This is a genomic window from Psychrobacter sp. BF1 (assembly GCF_019279065.1).
GTDB classification, from domain to species: Bacteria; Pseudomonadota; Gammaproteobacteria; order Pseudomonadales; family Moraxellaceae; genus Psychrobacter; species Psychrobacter urativorans.
The window spans coordinates 1-25,665 of record NZ_JAGYWV010000005.1; the positions used below are offsets into that span (position 1 = coordinate 1).

Sequence of the window (25,665 nt, forward strand, 5' to 3'; positions counted from 1 at the left end):
CGACTGGGACGCATTATACGCAGATTAAAGGCTCGGTCAAGCTTAGTCTAAGATTTAATTTGCCTTCCCCTAAGGATTCTACTATTAGTTGATGCTTATCATGGGTTTAGAGTTTGGACTGGGGTTTGTTTATTATTTATAGCTTACCTATCTTTTCAAAAAACGTTCTATAAGCGGCTGCTTTTTTGTCTAAAGCTAGCGGATAAGCACGTGAAGTAGAAGGCAGTCTATATAAAGTCAAATCACTGACATGGTCTGTGACTCCGTTTTTATCATGCCATTGGTAAGGATAATTAATGCTCTGGTTAGTCTTAGGATATTTGGACTTGATCGGGGGTGACGGTAATAAGTTCAATAATACTTCTGTGGCCTTACCACCAGTAGTAAATAATGCACTCACCTTTGGCACTTGTAGCAATATCTCATCTAGATTAACAGTAGTGACTACCGTTAAGTTCTTGTCAGAGGCGTTGCCAGTTTCGCGGATAGCTTGTTTGACTGTAGGGCAAGAAGCTATACCACGCTCAAATAGAAAAGCCCGGATACGTTCAGGATCAAAGCGCTTCTCATCCCCTACTCTAAAGTAGTTAACATCGTCAAAGAACACTTTGCCATAAATTCGCCACATGTCATTATAAAAATTAGGATAATGAAAGCTCATAGCCCATTTATCGCTAGTGGGTGGAAAAGTACCCATCATCATAACTGTAGCATCGGGCGGTAGCACTGGTGCAAAAGGATGGTCTTCTATTTGTGCTGCTGATAAGTTCAAATCAGTAGTAGCATCACTAGCAGAATTATTACTGCCATTGTTATTATTCAATGATGATTTGGTCATGATATTCTCCATCAGAAAAGTGGTTTTTTTGCTATCATAGCATACGATCAAAAACTAGAGAGTTATCCATGAGTGACCTAAATAACGGTGCCAATAGTAAATTACATATTACGGTAATCAATCATCCCTTAGTACGCCATAAACTGAGCTTGATGCGTGAAAAGGACTGTAGTACTTATAAGTTTCGTACTTTGACCAAAGAGCTTGCTCGCCTGATGGCTTATGAAGCAAGCCGTGACTTCGAGATTGAGACTTTTCCTATCCAGGGCTGGTGTGGTGAGATCGACGGTGAGCAGATTATCGGTAAGACCGTAACTGTAGTACCTATATTACGTGCCGGTCTTGGCATGTTAGAAGGGGTACTCGACTTGATCCCAACGGCAAAGATATCAGTTGTCGGTCTACAGCGTGATGAAGAAACCCTACAACCAGTGCCTTTCTTCGAAAAATTCGTCAGCCATATGGACAAACGCCCAGCATTGATTATTGATCCTATGCTAGCGACTGGCGGTTCAATGATTGCTACTATTGAGATGTTAAAAAAACACGGTTGTAAGAATATCAAAGCTTTAGTACTAGTAGCCGCTCCTGAAGGAGTACGCTTAGTCAATGAAGCACATCCTGACGTGACTATTTATACTGCCGCATTAGACAGTCATTTGGATGAACGTGGATATATTATCCCAGGACTTGGTGATGCTGGCGATAAGATTTTTGGTACTAGACAGATTGGCGGTGAATAGTAGTGCTAGGGTCAGTACTCAATAGGACGGATAGCTATTGACAGTAGGCATTTAGGATATATTAACAAGCAAACTTCGCTAAATTACATGCTAAGTTATACGTTAAAGCATAAAAACTGAGTTGATAGCAGCACGATCAATCAAAGTAAACTCCATAAAAACTAATTTAATAAACGCAAAATTGCTAAATTAAGGATGACATATGAATGTTTTGATTACTGGTGCAAGTGCAGGATTTGGTGAAGCCTTAGCCAAGCTATTAGTTGCCAAAGGTCATAAAGTGATCGGCTGTGCTCGACGCTTAGATAGACTAAATACGCTAGCAGAAGATTTGGGTGAGTTATTTTTACCAGTGGTTATGGATGTTACTGATATTGCGGCTATCCCAAAAATACTAGCTGACTTGCCTGCCGACTTTAAGCAAATTGACGTGCTGGTTAATAATGCTGGACTAGCACTTGGTACTGAGCCTGCTCATAACAGCGATCTGGCTGATTGGACACGAATGGTCGATACTAATGTCAAAGGTCTAATGGCAGTAACTCATGCTGTGTTGCCAGCGATGGTTGAACGCGATAGTGGCTATATCATTAACGTTGGCTCTATTGCTGGCAATTGGCCTTATTACGGTGGGAACGTCTATGGGGCAACCAAAGCCTTTGTAAAGCAGTTCAGTCTAAACTTACGAGCCGATCTATTAGGTACCCAAGTGCGAGTCACTAATCTTGAGCCAGGTAATATCGCTGGTACAGAATTCTCAAACGTGCGTTATCATGGTGACGATGACAAGGCAGCTAAAGTTTATAGCGGCTTTAAAAATATGACTGGCGATGATATCGGCGATATCTTGTTATGGCTAATAGAATCTCCGGCTCATATCAACGTCAATCGCTTGGAAGTGATGCCAGTGGCACAAACTTATAACGGCTTAACTATTGCCAAAAATGATAGCTAGTTAACGCAGCTCATAACAACGCAGCAGCACATCAGTATTGGCTAATATTGCTGTGTTCGCTGTTTTTTGTTCGACCTTGTGATGCATAATATCATGACTGATATGGTGCTCATCTACTAATCGTAAATCATCAAAACCTAAAATCAACACCTCATTACGTATACGTTCGCTGGTGCGCTTGTTATGGCGTAGTGGAAAACCTAATACTCGCTTACTAGCCACTCGTATCTGATTAATAATAACTGCTTGCCGGTTTATTACTAGCGACTTGCCAGCATCATGTTTGAGCTTTTGCGCACCCACTATTACTGTAGCTGGATTAAGCGTAGTAGTAAAAAACCTTTCTTGCCGAGCTTTTTTCGGCATATTACCTGCCATAAATACTATCTGCTCTAAAGGTAAATACTGCGTATGAAGCATTAATTCATTGCGAAACAATACGGGTATATCCCTATTAAAGCTGTCTTCAGACTGCCCATAGAGTGCAGCAAAACTGTGTTGAATATAACGTCCAAATATTGAAGCCGTAATCCATTCTTGATAAGTATCGTTAGCCTGTAGCTGCTTAGTAAATAGATAAGGATCTGGGCTAACCTTACCTAATAGCATGGCCATTAATAAGGTCTGCGCATTATCGAATGTCTGCTGCTCCCAGACTTGCGGATAAAGACTGTTATCAAGCTCTGGTAGCGTCGCTTTGCCCATCAATCGATATCCTTTTATTTATTAAAAAACAATGACCACTAGTGTTCTGTGTTGACGGATAGAGCATTTTATAAACTGCTTTATGTTAAAGTCAGATAAAAATAACCGCGATGCGAATAACCGTTTGGCAAGGTTTGCTAAATCTTGATTATTAACCCTTTTACTATAACAAGCTATCAATAATAAAATAATGAGCCAGCTGTGTATCAATGACCCAGAGCAAGCACGAGCTATTTACTACAGCTATAGCGCTGAGACCCCATCGAAGTTAATGGAAAATATGCCTACTATCCTTGCCAAGCAATATCAATTGCAAACTATTCATGTCCTCGCCGTGGACGGCACGCCATTACCGATTTCAGTGATTGGCAATGGCATGCCCGTATTAATGCTGCATGCCTTTGGTATGGATACCCGGCAATTTTTGCCTTTTATTCTGCCCTTAACCAACCACTATCGTTTTTATTTGCCACACTTTCGCGGCTTTGGCTTAGCAACAGCGCTGACGTTGCCAAACTTTGACTTTATAGAGCAATACGCTGAAGATACCGAGCAAGTATTAAAATATATCACTATAGAAAATAATGCTGCCACTGTATCTGTGGCAGGTATTTCAATGGGTGCCCTAGTGATGTGGGCGTACTTTAAACGCTTTGGAACAAATCAATTCAGCCGTTATCTCAATATAGACCAAGCACCTATTATTCATAATCAGCCAGACTTTCAAGGTGGTGTATTTGGCGCAAGGCAAGATGAATTGTTTGCGCAATTTGAATCATTAATTTCAAACACCAAACCCTATATGCAGGTTGAGGATTTTCGTCATTTACCTTACGAGATAAAAACAGGTTTATTGACCATGGAGCGCGCGTTCTCACTGCTTTCGGTCAGCCGTAAATCATCAGAACTGTTGATAAAAACGCTCAGCTATCGACCGCCGCATAAGGTTGCGTTGATGACGCACAGCACTTGGCAGCATAAATTGCGTTGCCTATCCGCTTATATGCAATTGCCTTATGATTATCGCGAGGTTTTAGAAATGGTGAATATTCCAACGACGCTCTTGGTCGGTGGGCGCTCAAAGTTATATGATTCAGAGCGGCAATTAGAATTAGCAGATAGGCTACCCAATGCCAAAGTTGAGATATTAGCCAAATCAGGACATGCGGTGCCAATGGATGCGCCGTTTGGGTTTTATCGTGCTTTGAAGGGGTTTTTGGAGAGTTAGTTATTGAGATATGAAAAAGCGACTTTTGGAGTCGCTTTTTATTTGCTTGATAAATTATAAAAAACAGAAAGCTAATCTACCAAAATTTTAATCAGCTCAAATCGTAGTATTTTCTGACCATCACGCATGATAGTTTCAGAAAACATCGCTAATGGACGCACCCAAACGCCATACTCACCGTATAGACAGCGATAGACGACTAGCGCCTCTTCAGTTTCGGAATGATGCGCGGTATGCAATACTTGGTAAAGATTGCCTTTGTAATGGCGGTAGATGCCTTGAGGGACGTGGGTCATGATTGTCTGCTTTTTTGTTAATTGTTATTTTTAATTGAACTAGAAAACTTAATATCTTCTAGTGCCTCATCCATAATTTCTAAAACCTCTGCTTTAGTACTGTACCAATGCTCCTTCCATTGATCCTCAGTATATTCCATATCATCAATCCAATACTCCTCAGGAATTTCTGTTTTTAGCCCGTAAGCTTTATAGGGATCGAAACTAATCTTACCAAATCGGTCAACATAATATGATGTATCATCTAAACTATTACTAATTAAGGTCTTGACCTTTCTAAGAGTCGAATCCATTTTCTTACGATCTTGATAAGTTAGCTCTTTAACATTAGATAAGAGTTTTTCAAAAACTTTTACTTTATCGGTAATGACTACTTTCGCATACGCTTTTTTGCCTGCTTGGATAACAACGGTCTGACCTGAAGTCAGGCTAAAGCCTGCATTGACCACTTCCCCATCCACTTTCACAGCTTTGCGTTTCAGCACATCCTTAGCAGCCGCACTATTTTTTGCTAAACCTGCTTGATTAAGTATCTGAGTAATAAATAATTCACTCTGAGTATTCTCAAGCATCAAAAGCACTTCTGGCAAATCAACAGGCAGTTCACCATCAGCTAAAACATTGCCTGCTGACTTGTGCGCATTAGCAGCAGCATCAGCGTCATGAAAGCGCTCAATTAACTCTTCAGCGAGAATACGTTTGATTTCTTGTGGGTTACGACCTTTTTCCATCTCTTCTAGCAAGGCTTCCACTTCTTCCATTGGCTTAAAGCTTAAAAACTCAAAGTAACGACGGATTAGAGTATCTGGCATAGAGAGGATTTTTTGGTACATAGTGCCTGGAGCATCATAAATAGCGACATAGTTGCCTAAGGATTTAGACATCTTATTAACGCCATCTAAGCCTTCTAAGATAGGCACAGTAATACAAACTTGTTGCTCTTGACCATAACGGCCCTGCAAAGTGCGACCCATCAGCAAGTTAAAGGTCTGATCGGTACCGCCAAGCTCAACATCAGCCTTCAGAGCGATAGAGTCATAGCCTTGCACTAGCGGATAGAGGAACTCGTGAATAGAAATAGGTGTTTGTGAGGCATAACGTTTAGAGAAGTCGTCACGCTCAAGCATGCGAGAAACGGTTTGTTGGCTGGCCAGCTGAATCATATCCGCAGCTGACATATCGTTAAACCATTCTGAGTTAAAAACCACGCGGGTTTTCTCTTTATCTAAAATCTTAAACACTTGCTCTGCATAAGTCTTAGCATTGGCTTTGATTTGTTCATCGGTTAACGGTGGGCGAGTAGAATTCTTGCCAGAAGGATCACCAATCTTGGCGGTATAGTCGCCGATTAAGAAATAAATTTCGTGACCTAAATCTTGGAAATGCTTGAGCTTGTTAATCAATACCGTGTGACCCAAATGTAGATCAGGTGCCGTAGGATCGAAACCGGCTTTAATACGTAAAGGTCGATTTAACTTCAGCTTCGCCACTAAATCATCGGTAGATAAAATCTCTTGAGTACCGCGTTGGATAAGGGCAAGCTGTTCTTCTACTGTGTATGAGTGGTCAGTCATAATAATCTCTTTATAGTCTTTTTTGAATGATTGGTACATCCCGAAGGTTTATAGCCTCGTAGCTGTACAAAAAAATGTTAGAATTTGGCAGATATACTAGCGTTTTTTGAGATAAATTGCCATTAGTAAGCAGTCGGATGACACCGGACAATAACCACCTCTACTTTATTCACGCTATAAGCTAGTAGTAAACAGACGATAAAAACGCATAAATCATAAGCAGATAATAATTAGATAGTGATTAGATAGTAATTAGATAAACCTTAAATAAAGGCCTAAAACACCTAATGGAATTTTGCTTATAGCTACGGTATTGAGCCAAGCTCCTATTAAAATATAGTCACTCTAAAAACATTTGATTGAGTTTTGATTTTACGATCTCTTTATCCTATTCTTCACAACTTGAGTATAACCATGTCTATAGAAAACAATGCTGCTCTGAACAGCAACGATAGCTCCAATCACGATGACTTAAACTACGCCACACTCACTGATGCACTTGAACAAACGGTATTTGACAACTTCGATGACGTTCTATATATCGGTATGATGTCAGGCACTAGCTTGGATGGTATGGATGCGGTGTTATGCCAGTTTGCAGCTGATAATCAGGATAACAGTCAGGATAATACGGTAGCACCAATGCAGCTAGTAGCGACTTATAGTGAAGATTTTTCACCGCGTTTACGTGAAGTGCTATTAGCCTTATGTCAGCCTAATGGCGCTAAGGATTTAATCTCGCAAAACGATGAACCTAATGGCGACTGTGGCGAGCTAGATTGGTTTGGTTGGGCCAGTCGTGAGTATGGAGAATTCGCCAGCAAAGTGGTTAATACTTTATTGCAGCAAGCTAATATCGACCCAGAAGCAGTGCTAGCCATCGGCTGTCATGGTCAAACTATACGTCACCGCCCACAGTTAGGCTTTACTATCCAACTAGTCGATGCCAATATTATCGCTGAGCGTACCGCTATTAGCGTAGTCAGTGACTTCCGCCGTCGTGATATGGCAGTCGGTGGACAAGGCGCGCCTTTAGTTCCAGCCTTTCATCAAGCCATGTTTGGCAATGCTACTAGCACTCGTGTGCTGCTTAATTTAGGTGGTATAGCTAATATTACTGTGTTACCAGCAACAGGGATGGAGCAACCTAGTCAAGTCGTCGGTTATGATACTGGCCCTGCAAATTTATTGCTGGATGCTTGGGCGGCACTACATACTGGTAAAAACTACGATGCTGGCGGTGCTTGGGCACAAACAGGCCGAGTCCTTGAGCCCTTGCTAAACCAATTATTAGCCCATCCGTTTTTTGCTAGAGCCTATCCCAAAACTACTGGCCGTGAGGACTTCAATCTAGCTTGGTTACAAGACGAGCTACAAAAATTTGATCAAGCCGCTGCCAATACTCGCTACTCATCAGCTGATGTACAAGCGACGCTAACTGAACTGACAGCCATAACCGCTAGTATGCAAATTAGATCTTTTACTAATGAGGACCTGAGTACTGAAAATCCAGCGCCTGAAGCTAGAAGCGAAGTCTATGTTTGTGGGGGTGGTGCACTGAATGATTATCTGATGATTAGACTGCAAGCCCACTTACCACATTGCACTGTTGCCACTACTGCCAGCTTAGGACTCCAACCAACTTGGGTGGAAGCAGTGGCCTTTGCTTGGTTAGCAAGGCAAACCTTAATGGGTGAAACTGGTAACTTGCCCGCAGTGACTGGCGCTAATAAGGGCGTGGTGTTAGGGCAAGTTTGTTTTGCTTAAAAATCATTCTATTTGATTATTATTTTGAGCTCACAACCATCGCAGCTTTGCACTATGCAATACTAAACAGTTTTAAGTTTACAGCTGTAAGCTGATGTGATTTATAATGGTTGCTAAAATACTAATATAACGCTATAAATGACCTAGCGAGAACGGGCATTAGTTATATACAACTTGTAAAACTATCTTTTTAGGATGGCAACAAATATAGGATATATCACATGAGCCAAAGTAGTAGTAGTTCAGCCACATCGCCACAGCAGAAGCACCGTAAGCCGCCTCATTATGAACGCTCTGATGAAACACGAGTAGTAGTTACCGGTATGGGTGCAGTGACACCTTTAGGATTAGATGTTGAAAGTACATGGGCTCAGCTGCTGGCTGGTGAGAGCGGAATCACTGCTATTACTCACTTCGATGCTACTGATTATCGAGCGCAAATCGCTGGGGTAGTCAAAGACTTTGATCCTAGCAAGTTTATGAGTGCTAAAGATGCACGCCGCTATGACAAGTTCATGCATTATGCGGTAGCGGCTACTTCTATGGCGCTACATGATGCTGGCTATGTAGATACCATTAGTAGCGAGGATGCGCCAGTAAAAGGGGTTGATCAACAGCGTTTTGGGGTGATCTTAGGCTCAGGTATTGGTGGTATTCAGACTATCGAAGACAGCTGTGCAACCTTACGTGAAAAAGGCGCTAAAAAAGTCTCGCCGTTTATTATACCTGGCTCTATTGCCAACATGGCAGCAGGGCTAGTCGCTATCAAACATCAGCTAAAAGGCCCTAACCTTGCTACCTCAACGGCTTGTACTACCGCCACTCATGCTATCGGTTTAGCAGCACGTCTGATCGCTTATGGCGATGCTGATGTGATGATCGCTGGTGGTAGCGAAAAAGGCTCAAGTCCGCTGGGTATATCAGGGTTTGGGGCGATGCATGCGCTATCTACTCGTAATGATGAGCCAACCAAAGCGTCGCGACCTTTTGATAAAGATCGTGATGGCTTTGTACTTGGCGATGGTGCAGGTGTCATGGTGTTAGAGAGCCTCGCCCATGCTAAAGCTCGTGGTGCCAAGATTTTGGGTGAAATGGTTGGTTTCGGTATGAGCGATGATGCCAGTCATATCACCTCTCCACCAGAAGATGGTAGCGGTGCTGCACGAGCTATGCAAAATGCCTTAAATGATGCCGGAATCACTGCTGATGCTGTAGGTTATGTCAATGCTCACGGGACTAGTACGCCAGCGGGCGATGTCGCTGAATCCATAGCGATTGAGACCGTATTTGCTGCGGTTAAAGACAGCATTTTAGTCAGCTCAACCAAATCAATGACTGGTCATTTATTGGGTGCTGCTGGTGGTATAGAGGCTATCTTTACCGTGCTAGCTCTGCAGCATCAGCATGTACCGCCAACTATTAATCTAGATAATGTTGAGGACAATTGCAATCTTGATTATGTGGCTAATCAATCGCGCAGAGTGACTGACCTGAACTATGCAGTCTCTAACAGCTTTGGTTTTGGTGGTACTAATGGCTCATTAGTATTCGCTCGTTGGAACGCTTAATCGGTACAGACATGTTGACTATAGTTTTAGCTTCTATTTATTATGATTTTAGAGGCAAGTTTGATTAGCAGAAGATTTATATTGATTTTGCTACGTTTGTCCTCTTGCAGCCCCTTATGATATTTGCGTATGATAAGGGGTAATTTTTAGCATATTTATGGAAGCAACTATGTCAAGCTATTCATTTTCACATCAATTTTATCAACATTGGACTGGTGCGCCAGAGCCAGTGCGAGCAGCTATTGTACAAGAGTTGACCGATATCACTGAGCTATTGCAAAGTGAAACCCCATTTGAAAAGTTTGTTTTTAGCATTCATGATCTTGATGCCCATTTGGACGATCTATACTGCGCCTATGAATTACAACAAGCTGAGAAAAAAAGAATAGCTGATGAAAAGGCCGCTGTAGAGGCACAGCAAAAATTAGCAGAACAACGTAAAACCATACAAGAAGAACAAGAAAAAGAAGATATACGTCAACAAGAAATGGCAGAAAAAAGACAGAAACAACAGGCGGCTATAGCAGCAGATTTGGCAAGTAAAGCTGCCAGCGTAGTAGCAGACAATGCTGATAATGCTGATAATGCTGATAATGCTGATAATGCTGATAATGCTGATAATGCTGGTAATGAAGAAAGTGAAGATGATAGCAATAACCGCCATGATGATAAAGCTCAAATGGTCTCGGCCAACAGTATCAAAGCGGTTAGCGATAGTATCAATCAAAGCTCAGCTATCGACTTGTCTTTAGCCGATAGCAAATTGAATGCTACTCATAAAGATATGATTCATGAGCTTGAGATGCACATTGATGATTATCTAACTGATGAGATGCTACAAATGTCTGAAAACTTAAAGTCATGGCTGCGTGCTGAGGTAAGTCGTCAATTGGCTGAAAAACAGCAAACAGCTACTAATGCTACAGATAAATAAATTCGACTAAAAACCCTTAAGATTTCTTAGTTAACTGTCACTGTTACCTTAATAAACGTTGTAATAGGCTGATGCTTTTAGAGCAAATTATTTTATATCACCTACTAGCCTTTAGCTCATTAGTTGTTTCCTAACTTGTGCTTTACTATAGAATATTTTGGTTGACTATTTGCTGAGGTAAAGCCACCGTTAATGCCAGCAGTTATGAGCATTGATCAGGCAGATAGTTAATAGCTGATAGCCTACTAACTACTATCGGCCAAACAAAAAGCGCTTAGTATTTTACTAAGCGCTTTTTTATGACTAAATTTTGCTCACTGTGCTTAAGAGGTACTGAATCCGTACTTAAGCCATAATTGAACTGCATCTAATATCTACTGAGGCCGACATTAAATCGCTTGAGTACGCTCAGTCAACCATTCAAGAGCGGCACCATCAACACGGTCTTTTAACTCAGCATAAACTTGGCTATGATAACTGTTTAGCCAGTCAATCTCTACTTGAGTTAGTAATGATGGTTCAATTAGACGCGTATCAATTGGACAATAAGTAACCGTCTCAAAATGCAGGAATTTACCAAACTCCGTTTCTGTCGGTTTGGCTACTGGTCTATTCACTACCAAGTTTTCAATACGAATACCCCACTTGCCTTCACGGTATAGTCCCGGCTCATTGCTGGAGATCATATTGACTTTCATAGCGCGCTCTTTTGGAGTGCTAGCGCTATAGGCAATCACTTGTGGGCCTTCGTGTACATTCAAGAAATAACCTACCCCATGACCAGTACCATGACCATAGTCCATCTGTGCCTGCCATAATGGCGCACGGCAAATAGCATCGATTAATGGCGAGGCAATACCATCAGGGAAATTGGCACGCGCTAAAGCAACATGAGCTTTTAGCACCGTGCTAAAGTCGCGTTTGTGCTCGCTGCTAACTTGGCCAATACCGACCACCCGAGTGATATCGGTAGTACCATTCTGATATTGCGCACCGGAGTCAATTAACAATAGCCCACCTTCACCATCACTGACTTCGAGATAGCTGAACTTTTCTGGCGTCGCACGATAATGCGGTAAAGCACCGTTTTCATTAAATCCAGCAATCGTAGGAAAGCTTGGCGATACATAGTTTGGCTGCTGACTACGTACTTCAATCAACATACTATCGACGTCTAGCTCGCTCAAACGTTCACCGTTACTCAGACGCTGTTCAAAGTTGGCAAAGAACTCGCACAAGGCGGCGCCATCTTGACGCATGGCTTCACGCACATGATTTACATCTGCATCAGACTTCACCGACTTCAACAAAGTACTCGGGGCCATTTGCTCAATAAATCCAACCCCATCAGCCATCTGCGATAAAGTACCGACTGCCACTTTACTTGGATCTAACAATAGTAAATCTTCAGGCGTCAGCGTCGCTAATGCAGCTTGTACGGCATCGTAATCTGCAAGAGTAAAGCCACTATCTTTTAGGCTTTTTTCAATCTCGCTACTGACTTTATTATTATCAATAAACAAGGTTGCACTGCCATCAAGGCTGATCAGCATATGTGCTAAAAATACCGGATTATAATCAACATCAGCACCACGCAAGTTAGTCAACCAAGCGATATCATCTAAGCTCGATAATAGATGATGAGTCGCCCCTGCAGCTTTCATGCCTTGGCGTACAGCAGCCAGTTTTGCAGCAGCTGATTGGGAAATAAATGATTCATCATGGACGTACAATGGTGCTGTTGGTAACGCTGGACGATCTGACCATACCTCAGTGAGAACGTCACGCTCGGTGATCAAGGTAATATCATTCGCATCAAAAGCATTCAATAATCGATCCTGCTCAGCGATAGACAATACATTGCCATCAACCGCTACGCTATCGCCTTCTTGCAGATGGTCAGCTAACCAGTCAATATGATTAGGCTGTCCAGGTGCCATCTTTTGCAAACTAATACCTGTACCTTCTAATTGCTCAGCAGCATGCACCCAATAGCGACTGTCAGTCCATAAACCTGCAAAGTCCGCAGTGACTACTAAAGTACCGACTGAACCGGTAAATCCTGACAACCATAGGCGCGCTTGCCAGTATTCAGGTAAGTATTCAGATAAATGCGGATCAGCTGACGGTACGATAATCGCCGTTAGATCTTGGGCAACTAAATTTTGGCGCAGGTTATCGATACGCTCATGAATGTTTTGCTTACTCATTAGGATGTTCCTTGTTTATCTTTTGAAGATATTCTAGCGTGGGGCGACTATAGATAGTCGTCTTATTTGAAGACAAGCGTATTGTTAGATGTGTGGGCAGATACTAGGCTTTCAATAGCTCTATGATAATTAGTTAGCAAAAACGTGCTACCGATGAAGGTAACACGATCTAGCATACGTCACTTACTCTGTATTAGCTGACCAAAACTAGCACTTTATTTATTTACTTATTTACTTATTTAGTTAATCAAGCTGCTCAGCAGATTCGCTATCTTGAAGCATTTTATTGATAGGCTTTGCTAGTATCAATAATATCACCGCAGCCACTACCAAGAAAATCGTCATCGTAGTAAATAGACTCGGTAAGCCTTCAATTTTATCCGCTGATACATAACCACCAAAGAAGGCCGCCACTAAGTTACCCATAGCTACAGAAGCAAAGAAAAGGCCCATCATTTGACCTTGCATGCCCTTCGGAGCCAGTTTAGTCATAGCAGACAATCCAACAGGACTAAGCGCTAATTCGCCAAGGGTTAGCAAGAACAAACTACCCACTAACCATAAAGGTGATGCTAATCCACCGTCATTAGTCAAAATACTTTTGGAGGCAAAAATCATCAACGCAAAACCTGCTGCCGCTAACAGCATACCAAGCGCAAACTTAGTCATACTGTTTGGCTCAAGGCCTCTGTTGCCAAGCTTCACCCATAAAATACTAGCAATCGGGGCTAGGATTAAAATAAACAAAGGATTCAACGATTGGAACCAAATGCTAGGTATTTCAAAACCTAAAACGTTAAGGTCTGTGTAATTATCGGCGAATAAGTTAAATGAGGTAGGTTGCTGCTCAAAACTTGACCAAAACAGCGTTGAGCCAATAATAAGTATGAAGCAAATCAACAAGCGTAGCTTATCTGATTTATCTAATCGCGGCGAAATAAACATTACCGCAAAATAGATCAATACTACCGCAGCAATGATATAAGTCATATATGAGGCAACCACTGCAGGCGCAAATGGCATAATACCTGTAGAGACTAACATAACAATGGCAGCTAAGGCGGCGAGGAATACTAATACCCAACGACCTATATTGTTATAGTGTCCATTAGACTTTTCCCAATCAGCCTCAATTCCTTTGGCTTGTGCATAACGGCTTAGATTTTTTTGAGCGATAAAACGGTATATAAGTAATGACACTAGCATGCCAAGACCACCGAACCCAAAGCCCACATGCCACATGCCTTTTTCTTTAAACACACCGACAATAAGGGCCGCTAATAAGGCACCGATATTGATACCCATGTAGAATAAAGTAAAACCGCCATCACGGCGCGAATCGCCTTTGGGGTATAGCGCACCTACCATTACTGAGATACAAGTCTTAAATAACCCTGAGCCCAAAACGATACACATCAAGCCGACAAAAAATAGCGTCATACCAAAAAAGGCAGAGAGCGCAATACACAAATGACCTAGGGCAATAATTATACTACCCCACCACAGCGCACGCTCCTGACCTAACCAGTTATCTGCTAGCCAACCACCAGGTACCGCCGCTAAATACAGCGAACCGGCAAAAATACCATAAATAGCAGAAGCAGTTACTTCATCGAAGCCAAAACCGCCACTACCAACACTTGCTACCATGAATAAAACCAGTAGCGGACGAATACTGTAATAAGAAAACCGTTCCCACATTTCGGTAAAAAATAGCGGACGTAGTGGTTTGGGATGCCCCATAAACCCATTTTCTAACGCTGCCAATTCGGCAGCACTGAACTCCGTTTGTGACTCCGTTGCCATACACTTATTCCTTAGGTGTGCCACAGTAATAATGCTCAAACCTATCATTACTAAGATGTGTGGTCATTTAGGCGTGTCATTGTTTCACTAGAACATTTACAAGTAAAGAAGAAAATATTTACTAGTTAGAAAAATTCACCCAATAAAAAACCCGCTGCCAATGATTGACAGCGAGTTTTTTATTATTAGCGTAAGGTATAAACGTCTTATTCAACCATTATTAGGCCTTTAAAATTCTAGCATAGCGTAAGAATAGTGAAGACCTGACAAGGACAATTACCTTATTTAGCAGGAGCAGGTGCAGGTGCTGCTTCAACCGTACTAGCCTTTGGATCCGCTTTCGCTTGTTCAGCGGTTGGATCGGCAGCAGCTACTGCGGCTTGATCTACTGTACCGTCAGCAGTAGCTGTCGCTGAACCAGTAGCCACTATCGCATCACCAGTAGCTGGCGCAGGAGTAACTGTAGCATCTGCCGGCACTGTAGTTGCTGCTGCATCTGCAGGTGCCGCTTCCGCTGTTGCCACTGGTGCTGGAGCAGCTGGCGCTGCTGCAATAGCAGCCGCTTTGTCAGCTGCAGCCACTTCCGCTGCAATACTTTCAGCAGTGATATGTTCACCAGCTGGACGCAAAAAGGCTGAGATACCGATGAGTAACACGATGCCTAAAAATAAGCCGACGCCACCTAAAGCAAACAGAAACTCTTTTTTGGGATTGTTATTGACAATATCATCTGACATATCTTATCTACCTTGCACGAAAAATATTTGAAATATGGGCTATTATATCGCAATTTATGCCGATTTGTTAAATCCCTTAACTATTTAAAGGAATTATTAGTAAAACTCAGCTCATTAGCCAATGCCATGACCTTTTTACTTACCGAAACGTGCTCGTACTCCTGTCCGCTTGCCTAAATAGCTAAGTATCAACAGCAAAGCCATAATAATCAAAATAGGATAATTGCCCCAAGTCATAAACGGCGTATTACCAACTCGGGCCTGAATATTACCACGTAATACGGTACGCTCGAACTGTGGTGCACGCTTGACGATATGACCTTTGTGATCAATGATAGCAGTAACGCCAGTGTTAGTAGCTCGCATAAACCAGCGACCATTCTCTAACGCCCGCATCTGTACCATTTGTAAATGCTGCAAAGGCCCAGCTGAAGTGCCAAACCAAGCATCGTTAGAGATAGTCAGTAAGAAGTCAGTGCCAATAGCATTCTTGCGGGTGGTATCTGGATAAGCCACTTCATAACAAATCGCTGCACCAAGATTGTGACCACGTACTCGCAATGGTGACTGCTGATCATCACCACGACTGTAGCTTAAGATATCTTGACTACCAGCCAAATCGGGCAGAATATCAAGCATACCCTCGAATGGAATATACTCACCAAAAGGTACTAAACGCTGTTTTTTATAGAGACCATCGGCTTGTGCGCCTAACGCAATCACACTGTTATAAAACGGCGGGTACTTATCAGAAGCTGCATTGAACGCCGCTTCATCCTTATAAGGAATGCCAGTCACCCAAGTGGTATCCGTTTCCTTGGCCAGCTTGACCATTTCACCAATAAAACCAACCGCCTCAGTTTGAAACATTGGTATAGAGGATTCTGGCCAAAGTATGATATCGCGCCCCCATTCAGTGCTAGAAAGAGTGGCATATATTTTTAGAGTCTCGATTTGAAATTCAGTCAGCCATTTTAGATCTTGCGGAATATTACCCTGAATCAAAGATACCGATATATCAGGCGTGCCTTTAGGTTTGGTCCATTGCGGATCGACCAACCATAACGAGGTACTAACGACTAATAAAGCAAATGAGGCTAGTAGATAACCACCGCGGTTACGCATTTGCTCGACGACACTAGAAGCTAATAATACTGCTACAAAAGACACTGCGAATACACCAGCAACGGGAGCTAAAGAAGACAGCCAATACTGCTCAGTAAAAGCATAACCAACAAATAGCCAAGGAAACCCTGTGAATAGCCAAGTTTTTAGCCACTCTTGTAATACCCAAAGAGCCGCAAAAGCGAAAGGTTGTTTACCAACTCCGCGGTTGAATACCAAGGCTAAAAAGCCATGAAAAAGCCCCATGCCTAGACCCATCAGCGCAATTAAAATAAGCGCTAACCAAGCTGGAGTGTCACCATAATCATGGATAGAAGTATAAAGCCAAAATGCGCCAACACACCACAGCCCCATCCCATAAGCTTCACCAATAATAAAAGCGCGTTTGCCGCTCATGTCAGGCATTAATAACGCATATAAAATGGCTGGAGATACTAAAGCTATTGGCCAGAATCCGTAAGGGGCAAGGGCCAGTATAAACATTGCTCCTGCTAGCCAAGCCACAACAAGCACTAGAAGAAGTGGTTTCTTTTTCGACTTATTAGCATTTAGACGCTTTTGCAAATCAACGGTAGACGGGCGCATATTGGTTATCCAAAACTCAAAACGAGGCTTAAAAAAGCATAAAATTTTATATTTAGGCGGCCTATGGTTATAGCAACTCAGAGTAAGTTATAAGCACTCGACTCCCCCTGCCAAATCAAACCCGCCTATAATACCAGCCTGTGCTGATAAAGGGGTAAATTTGCTTGGCTAGTTGGGCGGCGCTTACCTTGGTAACTTACTCGACATAATCCACAGATTAGCGTTTATGCAGCCATTAGGTTTTACGGCGATTGATTTAGAAGATGATTTTTGATAACTTTGCTAAACATGCTATTTTTGTAGCTAGCAGATTATGCTTAGCTATAGTTTTTTACCATCCTTAATTTACAACCCTTAATTTACAATCGTTAGATAGCAAAAAACACGACCGCAGCCGTGTTCTTATTTTACAATTTAAGCCTAAGTTATAAAGACTTTAATAATAATTTATCAAACGCCTTTTAATGGCTGCCTATGAGTAATTGCTTATCTGCCTTGACATTGGTGACCTCAAGATCATTAATAGAGCGTCCTTCCACATCAGTGATAGTGATTTTCCAATCATCTATTTCGACAGTTTCACCTTCTAAATCACTGACATAACCAAGCGCCTGCATTACCAAACCACCCATAGTATCAACGTCGGTATCGTCAAAATTACTACCGAGCTCATCGTTGCAGTCCTCAATCACCGTTGAAGCTTGTACTCGCCAAGTATTAGGCTTCTCAGGATGGACAATGATGTTATTAATATCACTGTCTTCATCGAAATCATCATGCTCATCAACGATATCACCAACGATCTCTTCGAGTAGATCCTCCATAGTGACTACCCCAGCAAAGTTGCCAAACTCATCGACGACAATTGCCATATGTACTTGAGTGCGCTGCAAAGAACGTAGCAGAGTATCAGAACGCGCCGACTCACTAATGTATAGCGGCTGACGTACCAAATCTTTTAGACGTTGGCTATCAATTTTGTCATGTTGATCACGCACCATATAGACCAACAGCGGAATCAAGTCTTTAGCGAGCAGAATACCTATGACCGCATCATCATCTTGGCTATCGAATACTGGATAGCGTGAATGAGTCGTCTCAAGAATAATGTCCATCACTTCAGCGAGGCTAGTACTCTCGTGCAAACTTATGACCTGTGGACGCGGGGTCATAATTTCACGTACTTGCGTCGCTGGCAGATCCAGTACGCCCTCAAGCATATCAACCGTATCAGGCTCTAAAAATTGCCGTGATTGCTGCACTAAACTAACTAGTTCGTCACGGGTTTCGGGGGCGGTCGATAGCCAGCGTTTTAAGCCGCGCATCGACCAACTACTCGGGCTGGGAATGTCTTCAGACATGGTGGTGTGGGTTAACCTCTTCAATTAGTGGATAGAGCATTGCTAATAAAAATCTAAATGGGGATTAAAATATAAATAAAAACTATGGTTAAAACTTGCTCTAAAAATATCAACTACTGTATCTAAAGTATAGCTATTTATTCAAAACAACGCTTTTAAAACTCAACTGCTGTTACTTTAGTTTCACTTTATCGCAAGGCTCAGCGACATTCAACGATAAATTTATGCAAATTGTATTGTCAGTGTGTTATAAATTTTGCTAGAGTCAAAGACTTTATTTATGTAATCCACTCTTATGTCGCTTCGCTGTTTATTTTCAAGGCTTATGTCATCTCGCTCTAGCCTCGATCCTTCATCTAACCGTAATAACAACGGTAACCATCAACCTCAATCTAAAAGATTTGGTTGGCTTAGCTGGCGTGGTGTAGCAAGGTTTTTTATTGCTGTGGCCTTAATACTCTCTGCCGTTTGGTTACTAATGGCGATTTACTATCATTTTGGTATAAGCAGCCCTATCACTTGGCTAGTAGCACTAATAGTTTTCGGCTTGCTAGGCTGTTGGTTGACGCTACCGTACTACCCTAAGCTGGCCTATAAGCTTACGCAGCAATCGGTAGCTAAAAATAGTGAATTGAATACAGCTCATATTAATACCAATAATACTAGCAACAGCAGGCTCAATAAAAGCAAGCTCAGCAACTATTTAGTGGCTAGCTATGGACTGGTTTGGCTGCTTGGCTTAGGCTGGTTTAACGCTATTAACCCTAAGCAAGAGCGCAATTGGCAGCCTGAAGTGAGTCAAGCAGTTTCTTATACTCGTGATCCTAGTAACCCTGATCTGATTACTCTATCTAATGTACGCAATTTTGATTGGCACCCGAGTAATGGCCCTGATGAGATTGCGCCTACGGAACGCTGGGAGACCCGCACTGTCGATATATCTAAACTATCTGGTATCGATATCGCTAATTCTTATTGGATGGGACCACTAATTGCTCATACTTTAGTCAGCTTCCGTTTTGAAGACGATAGACCGCTAGCGTTCTCCCTTGAGATTCGTAAAGAGGAAGAAGAAAGCTTTTCGGCTCTAGCTGGATTTTTTAGGCGCTTTGAGCTGAGCCTTATCGCCTCTGAGGAGCGTGATATTATTTATACTCGTACTAATGTGCGCGGTGAACAGGTCTATCTCTTCCCTATCAGTCACTTGCAACAAAGCGAAGTAAAATCTTTATTCGAGTCTTACTTAACGGCTGCTGATGAGCTCAATGCTGAGCCTGCTTGGTATAATACTTTGACCAGCAACTGTACTAATATTATCTTTTATATGGCACGTATCGTCAGTGGTGAGCGGCTACCTTGGGATTACCGTATTTGGGTCTCAGGTTGGCTACCAAACTATCTCTATGATATCGGTATGCTAGATGCAAGCTCTCAGATAAAGGAGGGTTCACTAAAACAGGAAGTGGCAACCGACGAGCCGCAAAGTACTCAGCCTTGGTCAATGGATACTTGGTATCAGCATACCCATATCAATCCAAAGGTGATTGGCTTTGATAATCAAGCGAGATTAGATACTAGTAGCAATAGCGCTGAGTTTTCTAAGCAAATTCGCCAAGGCATTCCTATTCCACCACTAGCTGACTCTACTGCTGAAGCTGAAACCCAAGCGCAATCTGCTAGTGAGACGGCTGATAAATAACCTTGATAAGAGCTAGTATTAGAAATTATCAGGGGCATAGCAATTATAAAGGGCTAGCAGCTGCTATCAGTGCTTGTCAGATATTTTGAGCAATAGAGTATGTTAGGTAGTAGAGTATTTTAGGCAATAGAGTATAGCACTAGCGGTTGCCCTCGCTCTAAGGCCTTACCCAATTCACCACCCGTGTCTCCATGGCTTCATCGCTCATCCCTACCTCAGAGATGCAGCGCCCTGCAATACCAACATTAGCATCACGCATTTGCTGCTGAGTAACGACCGCATCTTGGGTTAATAATAAATGCCAGCTTGGTAGTGACTGCCCTTTATACAAACGTTTATAAGCGCAATGATTGGGCAGCCACATCATAGTGGGTAGTTTAGCGGCGGTCAACTGAATACAATCTGGCACATACTGTTGCCGAGAGTCATAGTGCTGACAAAACCCCGTCTCACAATTCATCAGCTGGCAAGCGACGTCGGTATACTCAACTTGCTCTTCGTCTACATCGCCGTTCTCATCTTCATCAATATACTTAATCAGGCAGCAACTGCCACAGCCATCGCATAAGGCTTCCCATTCGCTATGGTTTAGATCCTGCAACGCAAACTGCGACCAAAATTGTGGTCGTAGAGGTTGGTCGCTGTGAGTATTGAGCTCGGTATCAGCTGAAGCTACCGCATCCTGCTTTGATTGGGATTGCACACTCTCAAAGCTGGATTTTAAAGCTTGTAATAAATTTAGACTCATAAAATGGCCGTAGGTTTAGATAAGTAGCATTTGCACAACTAGAGTTACAGTATTATAGCTGTTTTTCGCTGTCATGGGCGTTAAGGTAATATCAGTAAATAATAAGTAACTTATCAAAAGCACTCATAGCTAGATTAATAGCTATCGCTATCACTTGCTAAGTTAAGCACTCAATAACAAAAATCACTCTATAAAAAAGGATAATAAGATGTCAATTAAGACCTTTGAGCTAATAAGTACTACCGAGAATGGCGTACAGTTAATCAGTTATGTAGCCTTACCAGAAAACGCTGCAGATGATAAGCCGGTAGCTGGTATTTTAGTTGCTCCTGAATGGTGGGGAGTGGTCGAGCATCCAAAATCAATCACTGAACGCCTAGCAAAAGCGGGTTATGCCGCCGTCGCTATGGATGTTTACGGTGAAGGTAAATTGACTAGTGATGCGGCGCAAGCCAATATGTGGATGGAGCAAGTACTTGCCGACCAAGATATGCTAATGGCACGCTGCCGTTTAATTCTCAATGACTTTAGCGATCAGCTAGCTGTTGATGGTGACAATTTAGCTGCGATAGGTTTTTGTTTCGGTGGCAAAGTAGTACTGGATATGGCACGCGAAGGTATGCCTCTAAAAGCAGTAGCGACTTTCCATGGTAATTTATCTCCAAAACAGCCAGCAGATAGTAAATTCGCTGCCAAAGTTTTAGTAGCGCATGGTGGTGATGATTCTATGGTGACCATGGATGCGGTAGAGAGCTTTAAAAAAGAGATGGATGCGGTTGACGTTGATTACACTATCGGTGTCTATGATAACGCTAAGCATGGCTTTACTAATCCTCAAGCGGATGCACGTGCCGCTGAGAACAATGCTGATCTAGGCTACAATGAGAATGCTGCTAAGCAAAGCTGGGATAACATGCTAGCGTTTATGAAAGCTAATCTAGGTTAAAATTTATGGATTTAAGCCAAATCTATTACCCTAATAGTCATTGATTACCTTAAAACAGAGTATGTTAATCATGCTCTGTTTTTAGTTGTAAGTATTAACTCTTAGAATAAAGGCCACCATAAAGTGTACTAAGATGGGTTTAATATTTTAATAATTAGTAGCAAAAGGTACTGAGTAAACTGTGATTTGCTCAGTACCTTTTTGTATAGATGACTAGATTATACGATGAACACTCGATTAAATACTAAACTAATAAAAGACTCTATATCAACAGCGGTAGTTAATGCTTTTATCATTGCTGGCATAGTATCTGCTATAGTTAATTATTTGACTTTAGATGACTGTACGTTAACAGAGCGCCCTAATTCTCAGAAAGTTAAGTTAGGATAATCCCCTGCATCAATACTCACTAAAAAACTGAGAAAAATTATTCATATAGCCATTTATTAGCTTTAAAGTAAATCCAACATAGCGATATTTTCAGCTACCCTGTAAAAACTGATTAGCTTATCATTAGTAATAGACTTGAGTTTATTTTTTAATAAGCTCATTATCTGCATAAGATAAGATAGATCACCTACTAGTGACCCTAGTAAACTAAATATATTGAGGTTTTAAATGGGCTGGTTTGCTTTTATTATTTTGTTGCTTATCACTATTATTATTTATAACAAGATAAATAAGCAGCTCATGCAACTGCGCAGTGATATGGCAAAGCTGCAAAGCGACTTGCAACAGCAGGAGCACAGTCTTAAACAGCTTGAGACCTCACGTTCTGCCGCTACTCCTATATCATCACTTGCAGCCAATAGCGCCGTGCCATCCTCGCCTGTTTTAACCCCCTCACTCTCAGTGCCACCGCCCTTACCAACTGCGATTAATGTTGCCAAGCAGCAAACTCTGATGGCTAGCAGCATGGATGATTCTGCAACTCAAACTTCAACTGTGCTAACAGCAGCCACTACTAGTGAGGTAGAGTTAGTAGATGATACTACGGCACCTTGGACGATAGAGCGTCCTGTGCCAGTAATAGAGCCAGATGAGCAGTCATTACCTATGGTAACCTCGCTCTTTAACTCGCTTAAAAACTGGTTTATCGGTGGTAATTTAGTAGTACGAGTCGGGGTGTTAGTATTATTAGTCGGCGTAGTCTTATTACTGCGCTTATTGAGTGATTATATCGAGATTCCTATTACCTTTAAGCTATTAGCAATAGGTATTATAGGCATAGGGCTTGCCGGCTTAGGTCTCAAGCTTGCCAGCAAACGTTTTGCTTACGGTATCACTTTGCAAGGTACTGGCTTAGCTATCACTTATTTGACTAGTTTTTTTGCTTATAGTGTCTATAACGTCATTCCCAGCTTACCGAGCTTTATCATTCTAGGGCTATTATCAGCGCTCACTATTGGCTTAGCGGTACGCCAAAACGCTTTTCCTTTAGCCTTATTAGCGCTATCTGGTGGGTTTTTTGCGCCATTATTAACCGGTACCGACACTGGCAATTTAGTGACCTTATTTAGCTACTACTTGCTATTGAACATCAGTATTTCGATTATTGCTCATTACCGTACTTGGAAAGTGTTGAATGCTTTAGGGGTAGCCGTCACTTTTGGCTTGGCCTATTATTGGGGCTTAACTGAAGATCTGGGCACATTGATTGCTACTCAACGCTGGCCTTTGGTATCGCTAGTAGCGCTCCATTTAGCACTCTATCTATTCATAGCTATTCGTTATACTCAGCAAATCATCGCTTATAATAGTGATAATGAGGCCAGCAATAGCTTAGCGGCAACTTCTGCTACTACAAAATCTGCGTCCAGTCTCTATCTGTATCCTATAGATATTGGCCTGCTATTCTCAGCGCCCGTATTAGCATTTGGCTTATTTGCCGCCCTGTTAAATGATATCGAGCAAGCGCTAACTTTGACTAGCGCTATATTGGCCGCTATTTATTTAGGGTTAGGCTGGTTACTTATTCAACGCAGTCAACGTTATACGCTAATTACTGAAGGCATGCTGGCCTTAGGGTTTGGGTTTTTGGCCTTGGTCATTCCGTTAGCTTTTGATGATCAATGGTTAGCGTTCGGTTGGGCGATTCAAGGATTAGCACTAGTATGGTTTGGACGTCGCTCATTGCGGGCGTGGCTAGTTATCTTTGGTTTAGCCTTGCAGCTGATCAGTATCGGCATGCTATTTTTGTTAGATATGCTATGGTCTGAAGTACCGATTTTGACTTTGACAATTTCCGCACTAAGTGCTCTTGCCTCAATGTTTATTCTGCGTGCTAGCCACTCCCCTAGCTTATTAATAACAGCCAACGCTCAAGCAAATTCAACTATATCTGAGGCTGCTGAGTCTAATGGCAATATTGTTACTGACACTGGTACTGGCGCTGATAATATTGCAAACTATGCCACCTCTTTAGGCATCAGTAGCGCATCTGCCCAGCAATGGCTGTTAAGTATTAATAGTCAAAGTACGGCCTTTAATGCGGTTTGGCGCAGTCCCGTGTTTATACGTCTGCTAACTTTTGCCGCTACCGTATGGGCGCTACTAGTATTATTTACTGACTTAAAGCAGTGGCTTGCCAGCTGGCAATTGGCGACTAGTAGCTTAATAGCACTAGCGACTCTAAGCTGCCTACTAATTTATTGGTTAATCAATCGCTATCGTTCATGGCAAGAGATCAGTCATTTTAGCCATGTGCTGTTAAGCTTATTCTGCTTAGTGCTGGTACTACAATTACCACAAAAATTTGAGTTCAATCATCAATGGAGCACTGCGTCTTGGCTGGTTTTTGCCAGCTTATTAATTGGCTGGCTAGTCGTTGGACAGCTGTGGCTAAAGACTTGGTATAGTAGCTCCAGCCTATCTCGTTATGACACTGCCAGCTGGTTTGCTACTAGTATCTTAGTTCTAGCCGCTGCGCTACATTATGGTTTACCAGACTCCAATGGCGTCATTACTATACTCATTCCAGTAGCGCTAATGCTGGCTGGATTATGGTTCAGCTATCGCTATTCATCGACTGAACAATCCGCTGACCAGCACTTGCTGTACTGGTTTGATTGGCAACAAGCCTTAGTAGATAGCGCTAAAGTTTTTGTACCCTTAACCTTGATATGGGCAACTCTAAGCAACTGGAGTTATGACGGTATCATTTGGGGGCTGCCCTATTTCCCAGTAGTCAATCTATATGACCTCAGTCTAGCGTTAGTGTTAGGCTATGGTTTCAGCGCTTATTACTTAAATCAGCTTAGCTATGCTAACTCAGTTACTAGCGATGCTAGCGTAAATGTCCCTGTTAATGTCAGAGCCAACAACATGCTTACTAGCAAGCCTTCGCTTATTATTTTAGGCCTGATTGGCTTTTGGCTGCTATCGAGTATTTTAGTAAGAACCCTGCATGCCTTTATTAGCACCCCATTATGGGACGACGGCGCTTGGAATAGTGAGCAAGTACAAACCGGACTGACCATCCTATGGACCTCAATAGCGTTGGTCGCCACTATCGTTGCCAGTCGCCAATTACATCGTACTTTATGGTTTATGGGTATTGGCTTATTAGGGGTGGTGGTACTCAAACTAGTTGTCGTCGATCTATCACAGACAGAGGCCATTTGGCGAGTACTGTCCTTTTTAACTGCTGGTAGCTTGATATTGCTGATTGGTTATCTTGCGCCCCTACCGCCTGAGCAAGCTAAAATCGCTGATGAGGGTGAACCGTTAGCTTAGGATTTATAACGGCAGCGCTGGTTTAAAAATTAGGCTTAAACGATTTATCAATAAACAATACCTTACTAAAAAATACCGCTTTAAAAAGTCATCAGCTAAGTTTTA

Annotated in this window: 18 protein-coding genes and 1 pseudogene; 9 read left to right on the top strand and 10 right to left on the bottom strand. The window is 42.2% G+C overall.

Annotated features, from left to right (window positions below; genetic code table 11):
- Nucleotides 1–136: 136 nt before the first annotated feature.
- Nucleotides 137–838: a DNA glycosylase gene (locus tag KZA12_RS07210; RefSeq protein WP_256932875.1), complete on the bottom strand. Its 702-nt coding sequence runs from the start codon at nucleotides 836–838 to the stop codon at nucleotides 137–139.
- Nucleotides 839–906: 68 nt separating this feature from the next.
- Between KZA12_RS07210 and upp the strand changes: the two genes are divergently transcribed.
- Both upp and KZA12_RS07220 read left to right on the top strand, forming a co-directional pair.
- Entirely contained in the window at nucleotides 907–1,581 is a 675-nt protein-coding gene (gene upp, locus KZA12_RS07215; RefSeq protein ID WP_216581820.1) for a uracil phosphoribosyltransferase, read from the top strand.
- Nucleotides 1,582–1,783: 202 nt separating this feature from the next.
- Nucleotides 1,784–2,536, top strand: a complete 753-nt coding sequence (locus tag KZA12_RS07220; protein ID WP_218689771.1) for an SDR family NAD(P)-dependent oxidoreductase — start codon at nucleotides 1,784–1,786, stop codon at nucleotides 2,534–2,536.
- Here the strand turns inward: KZA12_RS07220 and KZA12_RS07225 are convergent, their stop codons facing one another.
- Nucleotides 2,537–3,241 carry a hypothetical protein gene (locus KZA12_RS07225; protein WP_218689772.1) on the bottom strand — a complete coding sequence of 235 codons (705 nt, stop codon included), beginning with the start codon at nucleotides 3,239–3,241 and terminating at the stop codon, nucleotides 2,537–2,539.
- A gap of 190 nt (nucleotides 3,242–3,431) precedes the next feature.
- Between KZA12_RS07225 and KZA12_RS07230 the strand changes: the two genes are divergently transcribed.
- Nucleotides 3,432–4,469, top strand: coding sequence for an alpha/beta fold hydrolase (locus KZA12_RS07230; RefSeq protein ID WP_256932876.1), 1,038 nt, complete (start codon nucleotides 3,432–3,434; stop codon nucleotides 4,467–4,469).
- A gap of 71 nt (nucleotides 4,470–4,540) precedes the next feature.
- On the opposite strand, the gene KZA12_RS07235 is transcribed toward KZA12_RS07230, so the two are convergent.
- Both KZA12_RS07235 and tyrS read right to left on the bottom strand, forming a co-directional pair.
- Nucleotides 4,541–4,765, bottom strand: a complete 225-nt coding sequence (locus tag KZA12_RS07235; protein WP_218689773.1) for a DUF1653 domain-containing protein — start codon at nucleotides 4,763–4,765, stop codon at nucleotides 4,541–4,543.
- 359 nt (nucleotides 4,766–5,124) lie between these two features.
- Nucleotides 5,125–6,339: pseudogene (tyrS, locus tag KZA12_RS07240) on the bottom strand (tyrosine--tRNA ligase); the annotation flags it as partial.
- A 414-nt stretch (nucleotides 6,340–6,753) separates the two neighbouring features.
- On the opposite strand from tyrS, the gene KZA12_RS07245 reads away from it, so the two are divergent.
- The 3 genes from KZA12_RS07245 (at nucleotide 6,754) to KZA12_RS07255 (ending at nucleotide 10,608) form a co-directional block, all read left to right on the top strand.
- Nucleotides 6,754–8,106 carry an anhydro-N-acetylmuramic acid kinase gene (locus tag KZA12_RS07245; RefSeq protein WP_218689774.1) on the top strand — a complete coding sequence of 451 codons (1,353 nt, stop codon included), beginning with the start codon at nucleotides 6,754–6,756 and terminating at the stop codon, nucleotides 8,104–8,106.
- 221 nt (nucleotides 8,107–8,327) lie between these two features.
- Nucleotides 8,328–9,674, top strand: coding sequence for a beta-ketoacyl-ACP synthase II (gene fabF / locus KZA12_RS07250; RefSeq protein WP_201622960.1), 1,347 nt, complete (start codon nucleotides 8,328–8,330; stop codon nucleotides 9,672–9,674).
- Between the two features lie 169 nt (nucleotides 9,675–9,843).
- Nucleotides 9,844–10,608: a hypothetical protein gene (locus KZA12_RS07255; protein WP_256932877.1), complete on the top strand. Its 765-nt coding sequence runs from the start codon at nucleotides 9,844–9,846 to the stop codon at nucleotides 10,606–10,608.
- Between the two features lie 389 nt (nucleotides 10,609–10,997).
- Here KZA12_RS07255 and KZA12_RS07260 read toward each other — a convergent pair whose 3' ends face one another.
- From KZA12_RS07260 to KZA12_RS07280, 5 genes are all read right to left on the bottom strand, one after another.
- Nucleotides 10,998–12,818: an aminopeptidase P family protein gene (locus tag KZA12_RS07260; RefSeq protein ID WP_218689776.1), complete on the bottom strand. Its 1,821-nt coding sequence runs from the start codon at nucleotides 12,816–12,818 to the stop codon at nucleotides 10,998–11,000.
- Nucleotides 12,819–13,061: 243 nt separating this feature from the next.
- Nucleotides 13,062–14,624, bottom strand: coding sequence for a peptide MFS transporter (locus KZA12_RS07265; protein ID WP_218689777.1), 1,563 nt, complete (start codon nucleotides 14,622–14,624; stop codon nucleotides 13,062–13,064).
- A 281-nt stretch (nucleotides 14,625–14,905) separates the two neighbouring features.
- Nucleotides 14,906–15,361 (bottom strand): hypothetical protein, encoded by a 456-nt coding sequence (locus tag KZA12_RS07270; protein ID WP_218689778.1) that lies wholly within the window; start codon nucleotides 15,359–15,361, stop codon nucleotides 14,906–14,908.
- Between the two features lie 135 nt (nucleotides 15,362–15,496).
- Complete coding sequence (gene lnt / locus KZA12_RS07275; protein WP_218689779.1) at nucleotides 15,497–17,071, bottom strand: apolipoprotein N-acyltransferase; 1,575 nt, start codon at nucleotides 17,069–17,071, stop codon at nucleotides 15,497–15,499.
- Between the two features lie 461 nt (nucleotides 17,072–17,532).
- Nucleotides 17,533–18,432, bottom strand: coding sequence for a CBS domain-containing protein (locus tag KZA12_RS07280; protein ID WP_201622954.1), 900 nt, complete (start codon nucleotides 18,430–18,432; stop codon nucleotides 17,533–17,535).
- Nucleotides 18,433–18,757: 325 nt separating this feature from the next.
- Between KZA12_RS07280 and KZA12_RS07285 the strand changes: the two genes are divergently transcribed.
- Complete coding sequence (locus KZA12_RS07285) at nucleotides 18,758–20,131, top strand: DUF4105 domain-containing protein (RefSeq protein WP_256932878.1); 1,374 nt, start codon at nucleotides 18,758–18,760, stop codon at nucleotides 20,129–20,131.
- A gap of 157 nt (nucleotides 20,132–20,288) precedes the next feature.
- Here the strand turns inward: KZA12_RS07285 and KZA12_RS07290 are convergent, their stop codons facing one another.
- Nucleotides 20,289–20,879, bottom strand: a complete 591-nt coding sequence (locus tag KZA12_RS07290) for a YcgN family cysteine cluster protein (protein WP_218689781.1) — start codon at nucleotides 20,877–20,879, stop codon at nucleotides 20,289–20,291.
- A gap of 208 nt (nucleotides 20,880–21,087) precedes the next feature.
- Between KZA12_RS07290 and KZA12_RS07295 the strand changes: the two genes are divergently transcribed.
- Both KZA12_RS07295 and KZA12_RS07300 read left to right on the top strand, forming a co-directional pair.
- Entirely contained in the window at nucleotides 21,088–21,825 is a 738-nt protein-coding gene (locus tag KZA12_RS07295; protein WP_218689782.1) for a dienelactone hydrolase family protein, read from the top strand.
- Nucleotides 21,826–22,515: 690 nt separating this feature from the next.
- The gene (locus KZA12_RS07300; protein WP_256932879.1) at nucleotides 22,516–25,560 is read left to right on the top strand and encodes a DUF2339 domain-containing protein; all 3,045 of its coding nucleotides are present in this window, start codon (nucleotides 22,516–22,518) and stop codon (nucleotides 25,558–25,560) included.
- Nucleotides 25,561–25,665 lie beyond the last annotated feature (105 nt).

Coding starts and splice junctions, on each gene's coding strand:
- KZA12_RS07300 (WP_256932879.1), top strand. CDS start 22,516: ATGCAACTGCGCAGTGATATGGCAAAGCTGCAAAGCGACTTGCAACAG.
- KZA12_RS07270 (WP_218689778.1), bottom strand. CDS start 15,361: ATGTCAGATGATATTGTCAATAACAATCCCAAAAAAGAGTTTCTGTTT.
- KZA12_RS07245 (WP_218689774.1), top strand. CDS start 6,754: ATGTCTATAGAAAACAATGCTGCTCTGAACAGCAACGATAGCTCCAAT.
- lnt (WP_218689779.1), bottom strand. CDS start 17,071: ATGCGCCCGTCTACCGTTGATTTGCAAAAGCGTCTAAATGCTAATAAG.
- upp (WP_216581820.1), top strand. CDS start 907: ATGAGTGACCTAAATAACGGTGCCAATAGTAAATTACATATTACGGTA.
- KZA12_RS07225 (WP_218689772.1), bottom strand. CDS start 3,241: ATGGGCAAAGCGACGCTACCAGAGCTTGATAACAGTCTTTATCCGCAA.
- KZA12_RS07210 (WP_256932875.1), bottom strand. CDS start 838: ATGACCAAATCATCATTGAATAATAACAATGGCAGTAATAATTCTGCT.
- KZA12_RS07295 (WP_218689782.1), top strand. CDS start 21,088: ATGTCAATTAAGACCTTTGAGCTAATAAGTACTACCGAGAATGGCGTA.
- KZA12_RS07280 (WP_201622954.1), bottom strand. CDS start 18,432: ATGTCTGAAGACATTCCCAGCCCGAGTAGTTGGTCGATGCGCGGCTTA.
- KZA12_RS07285 (WP_256932878.1), top strand. CDS start 18,758: ATGTCATCTCGCTCTAGCCTCGATCCTTCATCTAACCGTAATAACAAC.
- fabF (WP_201622960.1), top strand. CDS start 8,328: ATGAGCCAAAGTAGTAGTAGTTCAGCCACATCGCCACAGCAGAAGCAC.
- KZA12_RS07235 (WP_218689773.1), bottom strand. CDS start 4,765: ATGACCCACGTCCCTCAAGGCATCTACCGCCATTACAAAGGCAATCTT.
- KZA12_RS07255 (WP_256932877.1), top strand. CDS start 9,844: ATGTCAAGCTATTCATTTTCACATCAATTTTATCAACATTGGACTGGT.
- KZA12_RS07220 (WP_218689771.1), top strand. CDS start 1,784: ATGAATGTTTTGATTACTGGTGCAAGTGCAGGATTTGGTGAAGCCTTA.
- KZA12_RS07265 (WP_218689777.1), bottom strand. CDS start 14,624: ATGGCAACGGAGTCACAAACGGAGTTCAGTGCTGCCGAATTGGCAGCG.
- KZA12_RS07260 (WP_218689776.1), bottom strand. CDS start 12,818: ATGAGTAAGCAAAACATTCATGAGCGTATCGATAACCTGCGCCAAAAT.
- KZA12_RS07290 (WP_218689781.1), bottom strand. CDS start 20,879: ATGAGTCTAAATTTATTACAAGCTTTAAAATCCAGCTTTGAGAGTGTG.
- KZA12_RS07230 (WP_256932876.1), top strand. CDS start 3,432: ATGAGCCAGCTGTGTATCAATGACCCAGAGCAAGCACGAGCTATTTAC.